Source organism: Vibrio tasmaniensis (assembly GCF_024347635.1).
Classification (GTDB): Bacteria; Pseudomonadota; Gammaproteobacteria; order Enterobacterales; family Vibrionaceae; genus Vibrio; species Vibrio tasmaniensis.
Genome location: NZ_AP025510.1, coordinates 575062 through 593723 on the forward strand (window position 1 = coordinate 575062; position 18662 = coordinate 593723).

Consider the following 18662-nt stretch of genomic DNA (forward strand, 5'->3'; position numbering starts at 1 on the left):
ACCATGGAAGGATTGATGACCTTATGGTCTGAAACAGGGATTGCTAACTTTGAGTTCGGCCAGATCTGTATGATGCTGGTTGGTTGCTCGCTGTTGTTTTTGGCAATTCGCAAAGGGTTTGAACCTTTACTGCTGTTACCTATTGGTTTTGGTGCTGTATTAGCCAATATTCCCAATGCTGGGTTCACTGATCCCGGTGGTTTGCTTTACTACGTTTACTACATTGGTATTGAAACAGGTATTTTCCCACTGCTGATCTTTATGGGTGTTGGTGCGATGACGGACTTTGGTGCGTTGATTGCGAACCCTAAAACTTTGTGGCTGGGGGCTGCGGCTCAGTTTGGTATTTTCGCAACGCTATTTGGTGCGATCTTGCTGAACTATGTACCAGGAATGGAGTTCTCAATGGCAGATGCTTCGTCAATTGCGATCATTGGTGGTGCTGATGGCCCAACCGCGATCTTCTTGGCGAGTAAGTTATCTCCTGACTTATTAGGTGCGATTGCGGTAGCGGCGTATAGCTACATGGCTTTAGTTCCTATTATTCAGCCACCAATCATGAAAGCGTTAACGTCTCCTGAAGAGCGCCAAATTAAGATGGCTCAACTTCGTCATGTAAGCAAAGCTGAGAAGATCCTTTTCCCGCTAGCTGTACTGCTGATGACGATTTTGTTCCTACCTTCAGCAACCCCTCTAGTAGGTATGTTCTGTTTGGGTAACTTAATGCGTGAAGCGGGTGTGGTTGATCGTCTATCAAAAACAGCCCAAAACGAACTGATTAACGTTGTGACTATTTTCCTTGGTCTAGGTGTTGGCTCTAAGCTTCAAGCAGATACTTTCTTGAATTTAGAGACGCTAGGTATTTTAGGTTTAGGTGCGGTGGCGTTTAGTATTGGTACGGCTGGTGGTGTATTGATGGCGAAGCTGCTGAACCGCTTCTCGAAAGAAGACATTAACCCACTGATTGGCGCCGCTGGTGTATCAGCGGTTCCGATGGCGGCTCGTGTTGTGAATAAGGTTGGACTTGAGGCAAACCCTCAGAATTTCCTGTTGATGCATGCGATGGGTCCGAACGTAGCGGGTGTACTTGGTAGTGCCGTTGCTGCGGGTATCCTATTAGCTCTCGTAGGTTAATGAGTTACTTGGCTATGCTGCTCGTTACGTTAATTGGTCGTCAATTTACGCATGAGCGGTTAACTTCGCCTTATTAAATGGTTTATAGTCAAAGGGATGCTTTCGCATCCCTTACTTTTTATTAATTAGGGTGCTTACTCATCAGGGCTTCTATCAATCAAGGAAATGTGGAAATGGAAAATAAACAGATTGCGATTACTCAATTCGGCGGCGTCGAAAACCTCAGTATTCAAACCAGTGCTATTCCTGAGCCTAAGGCCGGAGAAGTGGTGGTTAAAGTTTCCTTTTCAGGCATTAATCCTATTGATGTGAAAACCCGTGCTGGCCTTGGTTGGGCGGCAGCACAAAACAAAGACAACCTTCCTTGGGTTCCTGGTTACGATATTTCAGGGCAAATTGTCACGCTAGGCGAACAGGCAGAGCGCTTTATCGTTGGCGACAATGTGGCTGGCTTTATTGGTTTTCCACTGCAAGGTGGCGGTTATAGCCAGTATGTGTGTGTTCCAGAAGTCGCATTAAGTATGGTCCCAGACTCGGTTGCGTTAGCAGCGGCTGCAGCTTTACCACTCGCTAGCCAAACCGCAGCACAAGCGCTTAACAAAGCGGAAGTGAAAGAGGGCGATCGCGTACTCATCTTAGCGGGCGCCGGCGGCGTTGGTCATCTTGCGGTTCAAATCGCAGTGGCTGCAAAAGCTGAGGTTTACACGACCTGCAGCGAAGCCAACCTTGATTACCTTGCGACGTTAGGTGCTCATGCCATCAACTATAAATTTGCGCCAGCATCGGAAAGAGTCTCTGATGTTGATGTGCTGATTGATTTGGTCGGTGGTGACACCGCTCTTGATGCATTGAAGTGTTTGAAAGATAGTGCGAGAGTGGTAACCGTACCTACGCTGTCTGCTGAATTAATTTGCGAGAAAGCGACATTATTGGGTTTCACCGCTTCAGGTATGCTCGTTGAGCCAAATCCAGAGCAAATGGACACTATGCTTTACATGGTTAGCGTAGGATTGCTCAAAACAGAAATTCAAACTATCTACCCGTTAGATGAAGCTCAGTTGGCGCATCTACAAGTAGAAACCGGACACACCAGAGGCAAGGTATTACTTAAAATGCAAGAAGGTTAATATGCAGTGCTAGAGTTCTTTAATTCTCTTTTTGAAAACATAGCGTTGTGGTTTTCTGACTCGGCGCTGTGGGTGCTCTTCATTAGTGGCTTCTTGAGTGCCACATTGTTACCAGGGGGCTCAGAAGCAAGCCTTGTGGCAGCATTGAGCTTAGAACAGTTCTCAACATCATCAATCATTCTTCTGGCGACACTCGGTAATACTTTAGGCGGGCTGACCAACTATTGGATTGGTTTGTGGCTGCCTAATCGAACTCAATCTGAAAAGCATGGTCATAAGGCTATGGCTTGGCTGAGCCGCTATGGCTATTGGACACTGCTATTCAGTTGGTTGCCGATCATTGGTGACCCTTTGTGCTTAGCCGCGGGTTGGTTAAGAATGAAATTTATTCCTAGCGTTATTTTGATAGCGATTGGCAAAGCCGCTCGCTACAGCTTACTTGCTGCTATCTACTTCGGTTTTTTCTAAGGAGAACCTATGAAAAAGGTTTTACTTGGTACATTTTCTCTTATCGCCATTGCAGGCTGTTCTTACAATGTACCTAGCTCTACACCCTTCTTTTCCTCGTTACCTGAAGGTGTCACTCTGTTAGAAGAGGTTAAGCCTTCTAAAGATAAAGTGGTGATCCCTTACACCAAATATCAGCTTGAAAACGGCCTGACAGTTATTCTTTCCCCTGATGATTCTGATCCTCTTGTACATGTGGATGTTACCTATCATGTCGGCTCAGCTCGTGAAGAGATAGGCAAATCGGGCTTTGCTCATTTCTTCGAACACATGATGTTCCAAGGCTCTGAGAACGTCGGTGACCAGCAGCACTTTAAGATCATTACCGAGGCGGGTGGCTCGTTAAACGGCACGACTAACCGTGATCGTACTAACTACTTTGAAACCGTTCCATCTAACCAACTTGAGAAAATGTTGTGGTTAGAATCAGACCGAATGGGTTTTTTATTGGATGCGGTTTCTCAGAAGAAATTCGAAGTTCAAAGAGGCACGGTTAAAAACGAACGTGCTCAAAGTTATGAAAACCGTCCTTATGGCTTGATGTGGGAACGCATGGGTGAAGCGCTTTACCCTGAAGGTCACCCTTACTCATGGCAACCAATCGGTTATGTGGAAGATCTAGACCGTGTTGATGTGAATGACCTTAAGGCGTTCTTCCTACGTTGGTACGGCCCAAATAATGCGGTACTGACTATCGGTGGTGATATCGACGTTGATGACACGCTAGAGTGGGTTAATCAGTACTTTGGCCCAATCCCTCAAGGTCCGGAAGTTAAGGCTGCTGAGAAGCAACCAGCTGTTCTAACAGAAGATAAGTACATCACGTTAGAAGACAACGTTCGTCAGCCGATGGTGCTTGTTGGTTGGCCAACAACCTACCGCGGTGAAGATACGCAAGCTTCACTGAATGCGCTGTCTAACGTGTTAGGTTCAGGGACCAACAGTTATCTGTACCAAAACCTCGTAAAAACGCAAAAAGCGGTGAGTGCTGGCTCTTTCCACGATTGTGCTGAACTCGCTTGTACTATGTATGTCTATGCTATGGGTGACTCCGGTGAAAAAGGCGATTTGACGGTTCTTAATAAAGAACTGATGGATACCTTAGAACAATTCTCGAAAGAGGGCGTTGAACAAGAACGTTTAGACCAGATTACCGGCATGGCTGAAGCGAACGCGGTTTTTGCTCTGCAAAGTGTTAAAGGTAAGGTTTCACAACTTGCGTCTAACCAAACTTTTTATGGTCAGCCTGATCGCATTGAATCACAACTCGATCAAATCCGAGCGGTTACCCCTGAAAGCGTAAGCAAGGCGTACCAAGATTTTATCGAAGGTGAGCACAAGGTGACCTTGAGTGTGGTTCCTAAGAAAAAACTCGATTTAGCGGTTCGTGAGGCGACCTTTACCACGCCGTCACGTACTCTGCCTAAATACAGCAAGGTAACGGAAGACCAGCTTGATATCAGAAAAGCACCGAACACTTTTGATCGCAGTGTGATGCCTGAAGTGGACTTTGGTGTTGAAGCGACTATGCCTGAGCTGTATCGCATGCATTTTGCAAATGGTACTGACTTGATTGGTACTGTGACCAGCGAAACGCCGACAGTGCAGCTACAAATTCAACTCCCTGCGGGTGAGCGCTATGTTGGTAAAGGTCAAGAGGGTTTGGCGAATCTAACTGCATCGATGATGGAAGAAGGTTCGACTAAACGAACGGTGGAAGAGTTACAGGCGACCTTAGATAAGCTTGGCAGTAGCGTAAGCATTAGTGCCGGCAGCTATACCACAGATATTTCAGTCTCGACGTTAGAGAAAAATCTGCCTCAAACCTTAGCGATCGTGCAAGAAGTTCTATTCGAGCCTAAGTTTGATGTTCAAGATTTCGAACGCGTTAAGAGTCAGATGTTAGAAGGCGTAGTGTATCAACACCAACAGCCAAGCTGGATGGCTTCTCAAGCAACCCGAGAAGTGTTGTTCGGTAGCACTGTTTTTGGTCGAGCGAGTGATGGCACCAAGGACTCTCTAGAGTCGTTAACTCTAGACGATGTAAAACTGTTTTACAGTCAGCACTATACTCCTGAGGGAGCTAATATTGTTATTGTAGGGGATATCTCGAAGGAGGGGGTTGGAAAGCAGCTTAAGTTCTTTGAAAAATGGCAAGGTGACGCTGCACCACTCACTCGTCCACAGATCATCAAGGAGCTTTCGGGCCAGAACTTGTACTTAGTGGATAAGCCGGGAGCACCGCAAAGTATTGTACGCCTAGTTCGTAAAGGCCTGCCGTTTGATGCGACCGGTGAGTTGTATTTAAGCCAGCTAGCTAACTTTAATTTAGCTGGTAACTTCAATAGCCGTATCAACCAGAACCTGCGTGAAGACAAAGCCTACACTTACGGTGCAAGCGGTTACTTTGCGAGTACGCGTGAAACTGGTGCGGTAGTGTTTAGTGCTCAAGTTAGAGCCAATGCGACGGTTCCATCGATTCAAGAGTTTATCGCTGAGCTAAACGAATTTAGTCAGAGTGGATTAACTGACGAAGAGATGAAATTTATGCGCCTTGCGGTCGGTCAACAAGATGCGCTTAAATACGAAACACCCAGTCAAAAGGCCGGTTTGTTGAGTAATATTGTTGCATTGAGCCTTGATGAAGACTACCTACAGCAGCGCAACCAGATAGTAGAAACGGTTTCAAAAGAAACTTTAAATGAGCTATCGAAGAAATGGTTTAACCCGAATGATTATCAAATAATTGTTGTTGGTGACGCGACTTCGTTGCGTCCTCAATTAGAAAAGTTAGATATTCCAATAGAAGAGCTTGAAATCATTCGTTAGAGTACACATTAAAAGGGGAGGGAAGAGATTCTACTTTTCTCCTCCAACCTAATTTATGATAGTTCTAATAAGAACAATATAAGATAAGTGAACAGAATTTTGACTGATTTTGCTGCGCGACTAAAGCAAGTTGCAACCAACCCTAAGACCTTCTCTCAATTTGGTCGTGGTGTTGAAAGGGAAACATTGCGCTACACGGAAGATGGGCATCTTGCTACTGGGCCGCACCCTAAGGCTTTAGGATCTGCGTTGATGAACGAATGGGTAACGACCGATTTCTCTGAGTCGCTACTGGAGTTTATCACGCCTGTTTCTAACGACGTTCCGACGCTTTTGAATCAGTTGTCTGATATTCATCACTTCACGCAAACCAAGTTAGACGGAGAAAAGCTGTGGCCACTCTCTATGCCTTGTTATGTGGGGAGTGAAGATTACATTCAGTTAGCGCAATACGGTACTTCTAACAACGGTAAAATGAAGACGCTATATCGCGAAGGCCTAAAGCGTCGCTACGGCAGTCTGATGCAGATTATTTCGGGTGTTCACTTCAATTTCTCTTTCCCAGAAAGCTTTTGGGACAGTCTGTTTGGAGAGCAAACAGAAGAAGCGCGTTGTGAAGCTAAGTCTGATGCTTACTTTGGTTTGATTCGCAACTACTACCGCTTTGGTTGGTTAATCCCATACTTCTTCGGTGCTTCACCTGCGCTATGTTCCTCTTTCATCAAAGGAAGAGAGACAAGTCTGCCTTTTGAAAAGATTGGCGAGACGTTGTATCTGCCAAAAGCAACGGCACTTCGCCTGAGTGATCTTGGCTACACCAACAGTGCGCAAAGTGTATTAAAGATTGGCTTCAACAGCCTAGACCAGTACCTTGAAGGTTTGAATCAAGCGATTCGCACACCATCAGAAGAATTCGCTGAGATTGGCACTAAGGTTGATGGTGAATACCGTCAATTGAATAGTAACGTTCTTCAAATTGAGAACGAGCTTTATGCTCCGATCCGTCCTAAGCGAGTGGCGAAAAGTGGCGAGAAACCATCTGAAGCACTGGCTCGTGCTGGTGTTGAGTACATCGAGGTTCGCTCTTTAGACGTAAATCCATTCAGTTCAATTGGTATCAATGAGCAGCAAGTTCGCTTCTTAGATTTATTCCTAACGTGGAGCGTGCTATCAGATTCTGCTGAGATGGATAACTGCGAGCTTGAATGCTGGCGCGATAACTGGAATAAGGTGATCTTAGAAGGTCGTCAGGTTGGTTTAGAGCTCAAGATTGGTTGTGATGGCGAAAGACTGTCCCTGCAAGACTGGGCGAAAAATGTATTCAAAGATCTTCGAGTTATCGCTGAGTTGATGGATGCTGAGCAAGGTGGTCGTGCATACCAAGAAACGTGCGATACGCTTGAAGCCTGGATTGATAACCCAGAGTTGACCATTTCTGGCCAGTTATTAGAAGAGACCAAGAAATTGGGTGGTTTGGGTAAAGTGGGTTGTGCGTTAGGAAAAACGTACGCTCAGCAACACAAGGCACACCAATATAAAGTGTATTCTGCTGAGTTAATGGAAGCGGAAGTTCAACGCTCTGTCATTGCTCAACAGCAAAGTGAAGAAGCGAGCACTCAAGATTTTGATAGCTTCTTAACGGACTATTTTTCATATTTAAAAGCATAGCGAGACTTTGGTGGAAAGGAAGCAAGCCTTATTAGGTCAGTCTACTCATGTGAGTGGGAAATGGTTACCTGTCGTGACTGTTGGTATTGTCTCTAGCCTATTGGTTGGATGTGCGACGCCTCCACCTAAGCAGCAAAATAATATATGCAGCATCTTCAGAGAGCACCCTTCTTGGTATGAAGATGCGCTCGATATGCAAGATGAGTGGGGCACACCGATTAACGTCGCGATGGCTTTTGTTAAACAAGAGAGTAGCTTTCGTCATGATGCGCGTCCACCCAAAGATTACATTCTTGGCTTTATCCCGTGGGGAAGAGTCAGTAGTGCTTATGGTTATGCACAAGCTCAAGACCCTGCTTGGGAAGACTTCCAAAAAGCGACCAATAATGGTGGTTCGAGAACCAACTTTGATGATGCATTGATGTTCATTGGTTGGTACACCAGCGAGACGCGCCGTCAGTTAGGGATCTCATTATGGGACCCGTATAACCAATACCTGGCTTATCATGAAGGTCGTGGTGGCTATAAGCGCAAATCATACAACAGCAAACCATCGTTGATTAAGGTGGCTCGCAGAGTCGAACAGCAAGCAAAAGATTATGGATGGCAACTTAAACAGTGCCGAAAAGAACTAGAAGACAATCGAAGTTGGTTTTTTTAAAGCCAATCGTCATGGAGAATAGCAATGCCTTTATTAGATAGTTTTACTGTTGATCACACGCGCATGAACGCACCTGCAGTTCGTGTTGCTAAAACAATGCAAACCCCAAAAGGGGATACCATTACGGTATTTGACCTGCGTTTTACTGCGCCAAACAAAGATATCCTATCTGAGAGAGGTATTCATACTCTCGAGCACCTATACGCTGGGTTCATGCGTGCTCACCTCAATGGCTCTGCGGTTGAGATCATTGATATTTCGCCTATGGGTTGTCGTACTGGTTTCTATATGAGCTTGATTGGTACGCCTTCAGAGCAGCAAGTGGCTGAAGCTTGGTTAGCGGCTATGCAAGACGTACTGAAAGTTGAGAACCAGAATAAGATCCCTGAGTTGAACGAATATCAATGTGGTACCGCAGCAATGCACTCTTTGGATGAAGCGAAAGAGATTGCGAATGCAATCATCGCTGCCGGTGTTTCAGTAAACAAAAATGATGAACTGGCATTGCCAGAGTCGATGCTTCAAGAGCTTAAAATCGACTAATCACTTTTCTTCACTTTAAATGCGCTGCACTCTAGATACATTTCAATCCAGAGACAGAGCAAGTTAGATACTAAAAGGCCCGGTTCAATGAACCGGGCCTTTTTCGTCAACGTTAGGGCTAGGCAATTGTCGCATGTGAGCTTGCGATTACTTGCTTAGCTATTCCAACAAGCCACTTTATCCGTTTACGATCTGCGGGAATACACGCACAAGCTTGATACGGTTCTCTTCGAGTTCAACAATTTCCATTGGATGGCTCGCAACCTGAACACTCAGGTGACTCTCTGGAATATCTTCAAGATGTTCCAGTATCAAACCATTAAGTGTTCTTGGTCCATCGGTAGGTAGTGCCCATTGCAAGCCTTTATTAATGTCTCGGATGTTAGCGCTGCCTTCAATCAAGAAGCTGCCATCGCTTTGCGGTGTGATCTCTTCAGATAAACTTGGTGTGATTGAAGTCGTAAATTCGCCCACGATCTCTTCAAGAATATCTTCGAGCGTAACCAAACCGTTAATATCGCCATACTCATCAACAATCAAACCGATACGCTGTTTGTTGCGTTGGAATTTAAGCAGTTGGGTGTTAAGCGGTGTCGCTTCCGGAATAAAGTAGATCTCATCCGCTGCACGCAGCAATGTCTCTTTATTGAATTCATTCTTTTCGAGCATCAAGCGGTAAGCCTCACGTAGCCTCAGCATACCTACCACCTCATCTATCTGATCACGGTACAGCACGATACGACCATGAGGTGAGTGAGTGAGCTGACGAACGATCGATTTCCAATCATCATTGATGTCGATGCCAGTGATTTCATTCCTAGGCACCATTATGTCATTCACGGTGACGTGTTCTAAATCGAGAATAGACACCAACATATCTTGGTGACGCTGTGGTATCAGGCTACCCGCTTCATTTACTACCGTTCTGAGTTCTTCTGAACTGAGATGATCGGTTGCATCATGGTTGGCTTTAACACCTAAGATACGAATGAAGCCGTTGGTAATAAAGTTGACCAAGATAACCAAAGGAGATAGCACCTTCATCAGTATTATCAATAGAATACTGCTGGCGTAAGAAACTCGTTCCGGAAACAGAGACGCGATGGTTTTTGGTGTAACCTCAGCAAACACGAGGATCACTAGGGTCAAGGCTCCGGTTGCGATAGCCACACCGATATCCCCGTAGATGCGCATACCAAGAATAGTCGCGATCGCGGATGCAAGAATATTGACGAGATTGTTGCCGATGAGAATAAGGCCAATCAATCTGTCAGGGCGACTTAGAAGTTTTTCTACGCGTTTGGCACCTTTATGACCCGTATTGGCCAAGTGCTTTAAACGGTAGCGGTTCAAGGACATCATGCCCGTTTCGGAACCAGAGAAATAACCAGAAATTACAATGAGACACGCGAGTAGCGCAAATAAGATACCCGTTGATATGTCGTCCAAAACTATTCTTTTCCTTTTTGTGTATCTTGATTGATTTATGACCGAACATGGCCGATATGTCAATTGAATGTATCGTACTCAATATTTTAAAGGCAAGGTGTGTGAGACCTTGCCTTCATCATACAGACTAATTCAGGATTATTTCCTGAACGAAGCGGCTACCGAAGTAAGCTAATGTGAGCATGGTGGCACCCGCAAGGGCAAACCATGTGACTTTTTGCCCACGCCAGCCTTTCTGATAGTGACCCCAAAGAAGGATGGAATAGATAACCCAAGCTATAAAAGACAATACCGCTTTATGTGCTTTACCTTGAGCAAACATATCTTGTACGAAGATAAGTCCAGTTAATAAAGTACCGGTTAACAAACCATTACCGATTAAAATGATCTTGAAAAGCTGTCTTTCCACCATCATTAAAGGAGGTAGGTTAGGGTTTATCACTAACGCTTTTTTCTTTTTAAGTTTGTGATCGAGCCACGCGAGTTGCAGAGCGTATAGCGCACCGATGGTTAGCGTCGCGTATGAGAACAAAGCCAAAGAGATGTGCAGTAGTAGCTTTGGGTCATTCTCTAAATGTTTGATGAAGGTGCTAGGAAGAAAAGTAGCAGCCATTAGATTTAGTGCCGCGAAGCTATAGACAACAGGCAAAATGAACCACAAACGGGTTTTGAGCATAGCACCGCTCATGACCACAGATATGATTAAACTGATTAATGAAGCAACGTTTAAGATACTGAGGTTTTGACCACTGGCATTAAATATTAAATCGCCCAGCAACCAAGCATGGAAAACTAAAGCAAGTAATGCGCTGATAAACACCGTTTTGACACGGATTCCTGTTTGGTGCACGAGACCTGGAATGATCGTGGAAATCGCCATTGTATAAAGAAAGGCTGCTGCGATCGCAATAAGACTGTCCATGGTGTCCATTTAAATGATTACTAATTGACGAATTATACCTCGCATCGCTCTTTGGGGCTACGGTGAACCTCACTCAATTCCAAGTGAATAATGTCTCACATCACATGCGTGGATGATTAACGCTCTACAACGGGTATGACTCTAATCCACGCTAATGTATACTCACAGTAATAGTCGCAGTTTTGAGCGAAGAGAAAACTATGTTTGATAATTTAACGGATCGTCTATCCAAAACGCTGAAGAACATCAGCGGTAAAGGTCGTCTGACCGAAGACAATATTAAAGAGACGCTGCGTGAAGTGCGTATGGCGCTACTTGAAGCCGACGTTGCATTGCCCGTTGTCCGCGATTTTGTTAAGCGCGTAAAAGAAGGCGCTGTCGGTGTTGAGGTTTCTAAATCTCTAACACCGGGTCAAGAATTCATTAAGATCGTTCAAGCTGAACTTGAAGCTGTGATGGGAGAGTCTAACGAGGCTCTTGACCTAGCAGCACAACCGCCAGCTGTTATCTTAATGGCGGGTCTACAAGGTGCGGGTAAAACCACATCGGTAGGTAAGCTATCTAAGCTCCTGACTGAGCGTGATAAGAAGAAAGTTTTGGTTGTGTCTGCCGACGTTTACCGTCCTGCAGCGATCAAACAGCTTGAAACCTTAGCAAGCGATGTTGGCGTCGACTTCTTCCCATCTTCAGCTGACCAAAAGCCTCTTGATATTGCAAACGCTGCAATCGACCACGCGAAGAAGAAATTCTACGACGTGCTAATTGTCGATACTGCCGGTCGTTTGGCTATCGATGAAGAGATGATGGGCGAGATCAAAGAGCTTCATACTGCCATTAAACCAGTAGAGACACTGTTCGTTGTTGATGCAATGACAGGTCAAGATGCTGCTAATACTGCAAAAGCCTTTGGTGATACGCTACCACTAACCGGTGTTATCTTGACGAAAGTGGATGGTGATGCGCGTGGTGGTGCTGCACTGTCTGTTCGTCATATCACTGGCAAGCCGATTAAATTCTTAGGTGTTGGTGAAAAGACTGACGCACTAGAACCATTCCATCCAGATCGTGTTGCTTCTCGTATCCTAGGTATGGGCGATGTACTGTCGCTTATTGAAGACCTACAGAAAAACGTTGATACCGAGAAAGCAGAGAAGCTGGCTAAGAAGTTCAAAGAGAAGAAAGGCTTTGACCTTGAAGACTTCCGTGAGCAGCTTGGTCAGATGAAAAACATGGGCGGCATGATGGGCATGATGGATAAGCTTCCAGGCATGTCTCAGCTACCAGACAACGTTAAAGATAAAGTTGATGACAAGATGTTCAAGCAAATGGAAGCGATCATCAACTCTATGACAATGAAAGAACGTCAGCGTCCAGACCTAATCAAAGGCTCACGCAAAAAGCGTATTGCTGCAGGTTCTGGTACGCAGGTACAAGATGTAAACCGTATGCTTAAACAGTTCACTCAAATGCAGAAGATGATGAAGAAAATGCAGAAAGGTGGAATGAAAGGCATGATGCGCAACATGCAAGGCATGATGGGCGGCGGTGGAGGTATGGGCGGAATGGGTGGTGGTTTTAACCCGTTTGGTCGATAATCTACAAATGTAAGCTTTAGCTACGTTACTTTTCATAGTGTTATCCGTGTCACAGAAAGTGTCCGGTGGCTATGTTGGTGAAAAAATAGCTAAAGCCCTTGCATTGCACCGGAATAAGAGTAAAATTCCGGGGCTTTAATTTGGCACGAGACCCCAAGCTATTTACTTATACTTGGGGTTAATTATTTTATTAAGAAAGCAAAGAGGACGACATGGTAACCATTCGTTTGGCACGTCACGGTGCAAAGAAGCGCCCATTTTATCAAATCGTAGTTGCGGATAGCCGTAACTCTGTAACTGGCCGTTTCATCGAGAAAGTAGGTTTCTTTAACCCTACTGCTCAAGGTCAAGAAGAAGGTCTACGTCTAGACCTAGATCGTGTTAACCACTGGGTTGGTCAAGGCGCATCTCTATCTGACCGCGTAGCTAAGCTAGTTAAAGACGCTCAAAAAGCGGCTTAATTCTTTTTTAAAAAGAGAAATAGCTTATGTCGATGAAGGGTAAAGAAACGATGAGCGAGCAAAACGAAAGAATTGTTATGGGTAAACTTGGGTCTACCTATGGTATTCGTGGCTGGCTTAAAGTGTTCTCCTACACAGACAATGCTGAAAGCATATTTGATTACAGTCCTTGGTATTTAAAGCTAAAGGGCGAGTGGGTTGAGTATAAAGTTGAAAGCTGGAAACGTCATGGCCAAGGCTATGTATGTAAGCTAGCGGGATTAGATGTACGTGAAGACGCGCAACTGATGACCAACTTTGAAATTGCTATTGACCCTGCTTCACTACCTGAATTGTCAGAAGATGAATTCTACTGGCGCGAATTGTTCGGTATGCAAGTTTTTACCACTAAAGGTTACAACCTTGGTGAGGTCACTGACCTATTAGAAACTGGCTCGAATGATGTTCTAGTAATCAAAGCAAATCTTAAAGATGCTTTTGGCCAAAAGGAACGGTTAATCCCGTACCTTGAAGAGCAAGTGATCAAGAAAGTTGATCGCGAAGCTCGCCGGATCGAAGTTGACTGGGATCCTGGATTCTAACTCCAAATTACAGAGCGAGAGAACACATGTGGGTTGGCATTATTAGCCTTTTTCCTGAAATGTTCCGTTCTGTTACTGATTTTGGAGTAACAGGTCAAGCGGTTAAAAAAGGTCTTTTATCTATTGAGACATGGAATCCTCGTGATTTCACTCATGATAAACATCGCACTGTTGATGATAGACCTTACGGTGGTGGTCCTGGCATGTTAATGATGGTTCAGCCTTTGCGCGACGCTATCCAAACAGCCAAACAGGCAGCACCGGGAAAGGCGAAAGTTATCTACCTTTCACCTCAAGGTCGTAAACTCGACCAGAAAGGTGTAGAAGAGCTGGCAACAAACGAGAACTTGCTTCTTATTTGTGGTCGCTATGAAGGGGTAGATGAGCGCATCATTCAATCTGAAGTCGACGAAGAATGGTCGATTGGAGATTTTGTGATGACGGGTGGCGAGTTGCCAGCCATGACGCTGATTGATTCAGTATCTCGGTTTGTTCCGGGCGTACTTGGAGATTTCGCATCAGCAGAAGAAGATTCTTTTGCAAATGGCTTGCTAGATTGTCCCCATTATACGCGCCCTGAGGTACTAGACGACAAAGATGTGCCATCGGTACTCAAGTCTGGAAACCATAAGGACATTCGTCGCTGGCGATTAAAACAATCGTTGGGCCGAACTTGGCTAAGAAGACCAGAACTCCTGGAAAACCTAGCTCTGACTGACGAACAGGAACAATTACTGGCTGAATTCATTAAAGAGCAACGCTCTTAACGAAAAGCAAGCAGTAACCTATTAAATTTAGTATCAGTTTATTCTAGGAATTTATACAAATGAGCAACATCATCAAGGCTCTTGAAGAAGAGCAACTAAAATCAGACCTTCCTAAATTCGCACCAGGTGACACTGTTGTAGTTAAGGTTAAGGTAAAAGAAGGTGACCGTGAGCGTCTACAGGCTTTCGAAGGCGTTGTAATCGCTATTCGTAACCGTGGTCTACACTCTGCATTCACAGTTCGTAAGATCTCGAACGGTGAAGGCGTAGAGCGTGCGTTCCAAACTCACTCTCCAATGGTTGATAGCATCGAAGTTAAACGCCGTGGTGCAGTACGTCGTGCCAAGTTGTACTACCTACGTGAGCGTTCTGGTAAGTCAGCTCGTATTAAAGAGAAGCTTACTAAGAAGTAATTCTTTTTGCATTCTATCGATAAAAGCGGAGCCATTTGGCTCCGCTTTTTTGTGTCTGCCATTTAGAGTTTCACAGGTAAGAGATCCCCAACTCGCTTGTCCCTCACTCTTGAGGATGACGAACTAATACCAATCCGGAAAATTAACTGATCAGGTTTATCCAATCCCTTCTGCTCATTTTTGTGACACGATCTTTGCACTCAAGAAATTCATTCCAAGCGCGACAAACCTTGGAAACAATGTCGTTATAATCAGTGAAACTTTGATTCGCTAGATAATGTTGTCGCAACCAACTCCAAACTTGCTCTATAGGGTTAAGCTCTGGCGAGTAGGGAGGAAGCTTAATAGTACTGACGTTATTAAACTCTCTCGCAATATCATCGGTATGCCAGCCTGCACCATCCATTATAACGACAGCATGACGTCCTTTTTCAGTAGCTTTAGATATCTGCTCTAAGTGATTTGTCATTATGTCCTTGTTAACCCAAGGAACCACTATGGCTTCGCCAATTCCTCTTTCAGGGCATACCGAACCAAACAAATAAGCGTATTCAAATTGCTGTTGTTTTACCACGCGAGGCCTCGTTCCACGAGTCGCCCAAAGACGTGTCGTTGTGTTCTGTTGGCCAAACCTAGCTTCGTCTTGAAACCAGACATCAACACTCTCTAGCCCAATATGGCCGGGGATCTTAAGGATCGTTTCTATTTTGAATTTTTTTAAAATCGTCTTGGATTTGCTGTGATTGTTTAGGGTGTTTGGAGCGAGAAGTTATCCAAGAGAAGCCCATGTGGTCGAGGAGATAATAGATAGAATTAGGGTGGTAGTATTTATCAAAGTTTTTCACGATGTAGTCATGTATATCGCTCCCGACAAGGCGCCCGCCTGAAGGGGACTCTGCTTCTTTCTTAATGAATGCACTGAGTTGTTTTCGTTGTTCTGCATTGAGGTATGCAGGTCTGCCTGTGCGAGGTTTTTCTTGAAGCCCTTCCAATCCTTCTTCAAGAAATACTTGAACCCATTTGTTTACACTAGTTCGACTGACTTTAAGGTATTTGGCAATTTGAGTGCGCGAGTGACCTTCTTTGAAGTGGGCAAGTGCTAGCAAGCGAACCTTCATTTGAATGGTTTTTTGTTGGCTTGCTAGCTTTTTAAAATCAGTATTATTAAGGCTATCCATGGCGATTTTCTGTAAGAGTTCGACGGCCTTAATTAGATCATATTTTTACTTTAATTGGTATAAACCGAAAACCCAATTAAATCGTCATTTCCTAGATTGACGAGGGAAAGAGTAGGGAATCTCTATTAGCGCCGTGTTATAGGCAATAAAAAAGGATTGACGTTAAACGCCAATCCTTCAAATTCTATTCGCTATTCGCTATTCGCTATTCGCTATTCGCTATTCGCCTAATATGGGTCTTCCGACCAACCATCGCTATCCGACATGTCTGGTGCGCCAGCGATACTGTTCTCTTCGTCAGCCCATTCACCGAAATCAATCATCTGACATTGCTTGCTGCAAAACGGGCGATGTGGGCTTTGTTCACCCCATTCAACGTCGGTATTACATTGAGGGCATTTAACGATGGTGATTTTCTTCGACATAGTGATTCTTAATTAGAGGGGGTTGTAAGAAATAGTTTAGGCTCGGATAAGAACCCAAGCCAAACAATAAAGGGAATGAATTAGCTGCAGATAGCCAACTCAAATTCGATATCTTGAGTACAAGCTTGCCCAGTTTCAAAGCTCATAAATTTAATAGCGAAACGGTTTTTATGACCTGAGATCATCGGATAGGCCCCGTATTGCATTGGGATTGAAAGGCGAAGGATATTCGCTTCATCAGCATCGCTCTGGAAGAAACCAGTACGAGCGATCTGATCCTTAAAGTGGCCTGTCTCTCTGGTGAGCTTCAACCATAGTGTTAGCGCTTCATACAGAGGCTGTAGGCTATCCATCCATGTCTTAGCATCTCTTATTCTCTTATCCAGAGGAAGATGTAACCAATAATGCAGAGCCGGTAAATCAAAGCAACATGAGCCACCTGGTAAGTTAAAGCGTTGACGAATGGCACTTAGGAAGCGATCTTCCTTTAGTGATTGGCCAAAACGCTCTGCCTGCATCAGTTCTCGATAGATGTTACCGATGTCATTGAGCAATGATGTCAGCATCTCTTGATCGACACCTTCAACATCTAACCAACTTTTATAGGTTACACGCTGTTTCTCAATATCTTTTGCCAGTTCGCTCTTGAGTTGGATCTGTTCGAATATTTCAATCAGATCAAAGATGGAGCGGAAAAAGAGTTGATACTGTTGAGCATCGGAAAATGCAGAAGACAAGTGTAACTGCCTCAAGAGTGATTCAACTCTTAAGTAGATGCGTGTTTTCTCATTTAGAGGATGTTCAAATTTGTGGGTGATCATCGAGCAAACCTTCATTCAACATTGTTCTATTCTGACCCATCTACTGCACTGATTGCCAGATACTTTTGATGTAAATCTGTGATTTGAGGCAAAAGTTCTTGGTTTTTAGTATGGTTTTTAATCACGTCATCTGCAACTGCTAAGCGCTGTTCTCTTGATGCCTGTGATTTTAAAATTGATTCAACTTGTTCCCTAGAAACATTATCGCGACTCATCGTACGTTCTATTTGCACTTCTACCGGCACATCAACGATTAATACGCGATCGGCCATGCCTTGCATTTGGTTTTCAACCAATAGCGGTGCAACTAATAAACCATACGGAGATGTGATTTTAGACAGGTCACTGTCAATTTTGTCGCGAATCATTGGGTGAAGAAGATCATTGAGCCACTGCTTCTCTTTAGGATCTGAGAAAATCAGCTCACGCAGTCTACTTCGGTTAAGTGTTCCATCTTCAAGCAAGATAGATTCACCAAAGTGTTCTGTAATCTGTTTTAAGCCGTCACTGCCCAGCGCAACGACTTTACGTGCCACGATATCAGCATCAACAATATCAATATTAAAATGTTCATTGAATAGGTTAGCTACTGTGGTTTTACCACTGGCGATCCCACCGCTTAATCCGATAATGATTGCCATGGTTAAATACCTAGTACAGAAGTTAAATACCAACCCATGATGTCGTTACCCCACATCAAACTTACCCAACCCGCAATCGCCAGGTAAGGTCCGAATGGGAAGGCTTTATCTATGCCTTGCTGTTTCAATCGAAGTTGAATCAAACCAAATATAAGGCCGACAAGCGAAGACAAAAGGATGATCATCGGCAGATGTTGCCAACCCAACCATGCACCTAGTGCCGCTAGGAGTTTGAAGTCTCCATACCCCATGCCTTCTTTACCAGTCACTAGCTTAAACAGCCAGTAAACTGACCAAAGAGCTAGGTAGCCTGCCATTGCGCCAACCACGGAATCTTGAAGCGATACAGGGCTGATATTAAACAGTGCTAAAGCGATACCAGACCAAACCAAAGGTAAGGTGATTTGATCAGGCAATAGCATGGTATCGAGGTCGATAAAGGTTGCGGCAATCAATGCAAAGGTGAAAAAGATCAAAGCAATGGCGTAGTAACTGAAACCAAAGTGGCTAGCCACGACGGTGCATAGTATTGCAGTCAGCAGTTCGACTAATGGATAGCGAGCACTGATTGGGTTAGCACAGCTATGACATTTACCTTTCAAGAACAACCAGCTTAATACTGGAATATTGTCGACGATTCTTAATTGGGTTTTACATTTCGGGCAAGCCGAACGAGGGATACTGAGATTGAACTTCCCTTCTGGCGCTGGAATTTTATATTGAGAGAAATACTCCGAGCACTCTTGTCGCCACTCTCGTTCCATCATAATCGGTAAACGGTGTATGACTACGTTGAGGAAGCTGCCAATAAGAAGGCTAAAAATGAAAGCTAATACGGGGAATAGCCAAGGATAGTAGTGAAATACTTCCATAGTGTCCTTTACCACTTAATCAATACAAGCAGTGGTTCTCTGCTTGAGGGGTGTTTGGTTGCTTTTAG

Annotated in this window: 19 protein-coding genes; 12 read left to right on the top strand and 7 right to left on the bottom strand. The window is 44.5% G+C overall.

Annotation, left to right across the window (positions count from 1 at the left end):
- Window positions 1-3: 3 nt before the first annotated feature.
- From OCV44_RS02795 to luxS, 7 genes are all read left to right on the top strand, one after another.
- Window positions 4-1134, top strand: coding sequence for a sodium ion-translocating decarboxylase subunit beta (locus OCV44_RS02795; protein WP_009847617.1), 1131 nt, complete (start codon window positions 4-6; stop codon window positions 1132-1134).
- A gap of 173 nt (window positions 1135-1307) precedes the next feature.
- Window positions 1308-2261, top strand: coding sequence for an NADP-dependent oxidoreductase (locus OCV44_RS02800; protein ID WP_139686086.1), 954 nt, complete (start codon window positions 1308-1310; stop codon window positions 2259-2261).
- A 6-nt stretch (window positions 2262-2267) separates the two neighbouring features.
- The gene (locus tag OCV44_RS02805) at window positions 2268-2729 is read left to right on the top strand and encodes a YqaA family protein (RefSeq protein WP_017097357.1); all 462 of its coding nucleotides are present in this window, start codon (window positions 2268-2270) and stop codon (window positions 2727-2729) included.
- A gap of 9 nt (window positions 2730-2738) precedes the next feature.
- Window positions 2739-5597 carry a M16 family metallopeptidase gene (locus OCV44_RS02810; protein WP_139686087.1) on the top strand — a complete coding sequence of 953 codons (2859 nt, stop codon included), beginning with the start codon at window positions 2739-2741 and terminating at the stop codon, window positions 5595-5597.
- Between the two features lie 99 nt (window positions 5598-5696).
- Entirely contained in the window at window positions 5697-7265 is a 1569-nt protein-coding gene (gene gshA / locus OCV44_RS02815) for a glutamate--cysteine ligase (RefSeq protein WP_086050376.1), read from the top strand.
- A gap of 10 nt (window positions 7266-7275) precedes the next feature.
- A complete protein-coding gene (locus OCV44_RS02820; RefSeq protein WP_139686088.1) occupies window positions 7276-7926 on the top strand; it encodes a transglycosylase SLT domain-containing protein in 651 nt (216 codons plus the stop codon).
- A 24-nt stretch (window positions 7927-7950) separates the two neighbouring features.
- Window positions 7951-8469 carry an S-ribosylhomocysteine lyase gene (luxS, locus tag OCV44_RS02825; protein ID WP_139686089.1) on the top strand — a complete coding sequence of 173 codons (519 nt, stop codon included), beginning with the start codon at window positions 7951-7953 and terminating at the stop codon, window positions 8467-8469.
- Between the two features lie 177 nt (window positions 8470-8646).
- Here the strand turns inward: luxS and OCV44_RS02830 are convergent, their stop codons facing one another.
- On the bottom strand, window positions 8647-9918 hold the full coding sequence (locus tag OCV44_RS02830; protein WP_139686090.1) for an HlyC/CorC family transporter: 1272 nt from the start codon (window positions 9916-9918) through the stop codon (window positions 8647-8649).
- Between the two features lie 127 nt (window positions 9919-10045).
- Window positions 10046-10840 (bottom strand): cytochrome C assembly family protein, encoded by a 795-nt coding sequence (locus OCV44_RS02835; protein ID WP_086048770.1) that lies wholly within the window; start codon window positions 10838-10840, stop codon window positions 10046-10048.
- A gap of 200 nt (window positions 10841-11040) precedes the next feature.
- Here OCV44_RS02835 and ffh point away from each other — a divergent pair, with 200 nt between their 5' ends.
- The 5 genes from ffh to rplS all read left to right on the top strand — a co-directional run bounded on the left by ffh (window position 11041) and on the right by rplS (window position 14657).
- Window positions 11041-12435, top strand: coding sequence for a signal recognition particle protein (gene ffh, locus OCV44_RS02840; protein WP_004735506.1), 1395 nt, complete (start codon window positions 11041-11043; stop codon window positions 12433-12435).
- 212 nt (window positions 12436-12647) lie between these two features.
- Window positions 12648-12896 (top strand): 30S ribosomal protein S16, encoded by a 249-nt coding sequence (gene rpsP / locus OCV44_RS02845; protein ID WP_004735508.1) that lies wholly within the window; start codon window positions 12648-12650, stop codon window positions 12894-12896.
- A gap of 26 nt (window positions 12897-12922) precedes the next feature.
- Entirely contained in the window at window positions 12923-13477 is a 555-nt protein-coding gene (rimM, locus tag OCV44_RS02850) for a ribosome maturation factor RimM (protein ID WP_009847609.1), read from the top strand.
- Between the two features lie 26 nt (window positions 13478-13503).
- Window positions 13504-14244 carry a tRNA (guanosine(37)-N1)-methyltransferase TrmD gene (gene trmD, locus OCV44_RS02855; RefSeq protein ID WP_086048771.1) on the top strand — a complete coding sequence of 247 codons (741 nt, stop codon included), beginning with the start codon at window positions 13504-13506 and terminating at the stop codon, window positions 14242-14244.
- 59 nt (window positions 14245-14303) lie between these two features.
- The gene (rplS, locus tag OCV44_RS02860; protein ID WP_009847607.1) at window positions 14304-14657 is read left to right on the top strand and encodes a 50S ribosomal protein L19; all 354 of its coding nucleotides are present in this window, start codon (window positions 14304-14306) and stop codon (window positions 14655-14657) included.
- Window positions 14658-14799: 142 nt separating this feature from the next.
- Here rplS and OCV44_RS02865 read toward each other — a convergent pair.
- The 5 genes from OCV44_RS02865 to OCV44_RS02885 form a co-directional block, all read right to left on the bottom strand.
- A protein-coding gene (locus OCV44_RS02865) for an IS630 family transposase (RefSeq protein WP_157665725.1) occupies window positions 14800-15835 on the bottom strand; the annotation gives its coding sequence in 2 pieces (ribosomal slippage) (window positions 14800-15375 and window positions 15377-15835; 1035 coding nt in all).
- Between the two features lie 227 nt (window positions 15836-16062).
- Window positions 16063-16260 (bottom strand): DNA gyrase inhibitor YacG, encoded by a 198-nt coding sequence (gene yacG / locus OCV44_RS02870; RefSeq protein WP_017106879.1) that lies wholly within the window; start codon window positions 16258-16260, stop codon window positions 16063-16065.
- A gap of 80 nt (window positions 16261-16340) precedes the next feature.
- Entirely contained in the window at window positions 16341-17081 is a 741-nt protein-coding gene (gene zapD / locus OCV44_RS02875; protein WP_086048772.1) for a cell division protein ZapD, read from the bottom strand.
- A gap of 26 nt (window positions 17082-17107) precedes the next feature.
- Window positions 17108-17722, bottom strand: a complete 615-nt coding sequence (gene coaE / locus OCV44_RS02880) for a dephospho-CoA kinase (RefSeq protein WP_139685631.1) — start codon at window positions 17720-17722, stop codon at window positions 17108-17110.
- A 2-nt stretch (window positions 17723-17724) separates the two neighbouring features.
- Window positions 17725-18594, bottom strand: a complete 870-nt coding sequence (locus OCV44_RS02885) for a prepilin peptidase (protein WP_139685630.1) — start codon at window positions 18592-18594, stop codon at window positions 17725-17727.
- Between the last annotated feature and the right edge of the window lie 68 nt (window positions 18595-18662).

What these genes read in the sequence shown, in the direction of transcription:
- OCV44_RS02795 (WP_009847617.1), top strand. Translation starts at nt 4, where the DNA reads ATGGAAGGATTGATGACCTTATGGTCTGAAACAGGGATTGCTAACTTT.
- OCV44_RS02800 (WP_139686086.1), top strand. Translation starts at nt 1,308, where the DNA reads ATGGAAAATAAACAGATTGCGATTACTCAATTCGGCGGCGTCGAAAAC.
- OCV44_RS02810 (WP_139686087.1), top strand. Translation starts at nt 2,739, where the DNA reads ATGAAAAAGGTTTTACTTGGTACATTTTCTCTTATCGCCATTGCAGGC.
- luxS (WP_139686089.1), top strand. Translation starts at nt 7,951, where the DNA reads ATGCCTTTATTAGATAGTTTTACTGTTGATCACACGCGCATGAACGCA.
- OCV44_RS02835 (WP_086048770.1), bottom strand. Translation starts at nt 10,840, where the DNA reads ATGGACAGTCTTATTGCGATCGCAGCAGCCTTTCTTTATACAATGGCG.
- ffh (WP_004735506.1), top strand. Translation starts at nt 11,041, where the DNA reads ATGTTTGATAATTTAACGGATCGTCTATCCAAAACGCTGAAGAACATC.
- rpsP (WP_004735508.1), top strand. Translation starts at nt 12,648, where the DNA reads ATGGTAACCATTCGTTTGGCACGTCACGGTGCAAAGAAGCGCCCATTT.
- rimM (WP_009847609.1), top strand. Translation starts at nt 12,923, where the DNA reads ATGTCGATGAAGGGTAAAGAAACGATGAGCGAGCAAAACGAAAGAATT.
- trmD (WP_086048771.1), top strand. Translation starts at nt 13,504, where the DNA reads ATGTGGGTTGGCATTATTAGCCTTTTTCCTGAAATGTTCCGTTCTGTT.
- rplS (WP_009847607.1), top strand. Translation starts at nt 14,304, where the DNA reads ATGAGCAACATCATCAAGGCTCTTGAAGAAGAGCAACTAAAATCAGAC.
- yacG (WP_017106879.1), bottom strand. Translation starts at nt 16,260, where the DNA reads ATGTCGAAGAAAATCACCATCGTTAAATGCCCTCAATGTAATACCGAC.
- zapD (WP_086048772.1), bottom strand. Translation starts at nt 17,081, where the DNA reads ATGATCACCCACAAATTTGAACATCCTCTAAATGAGAAAACACGCATC.
- coaE (WP_139685631.1), bottom strand. Translation starts at nt 17,722, where the DNA reads ATGGCAATCATTATCGGATTAAGCGGTGGGATCGCCAGTGGTAAAACC.
- OCV44_RS02885 (WP_139685630.1), bottom strand. Translation starts at nt 18,594, where the DNA reads ATGGAAGTATTTCACTACTATCCTTGGCTATTCCCCGTATTAGCTTTC.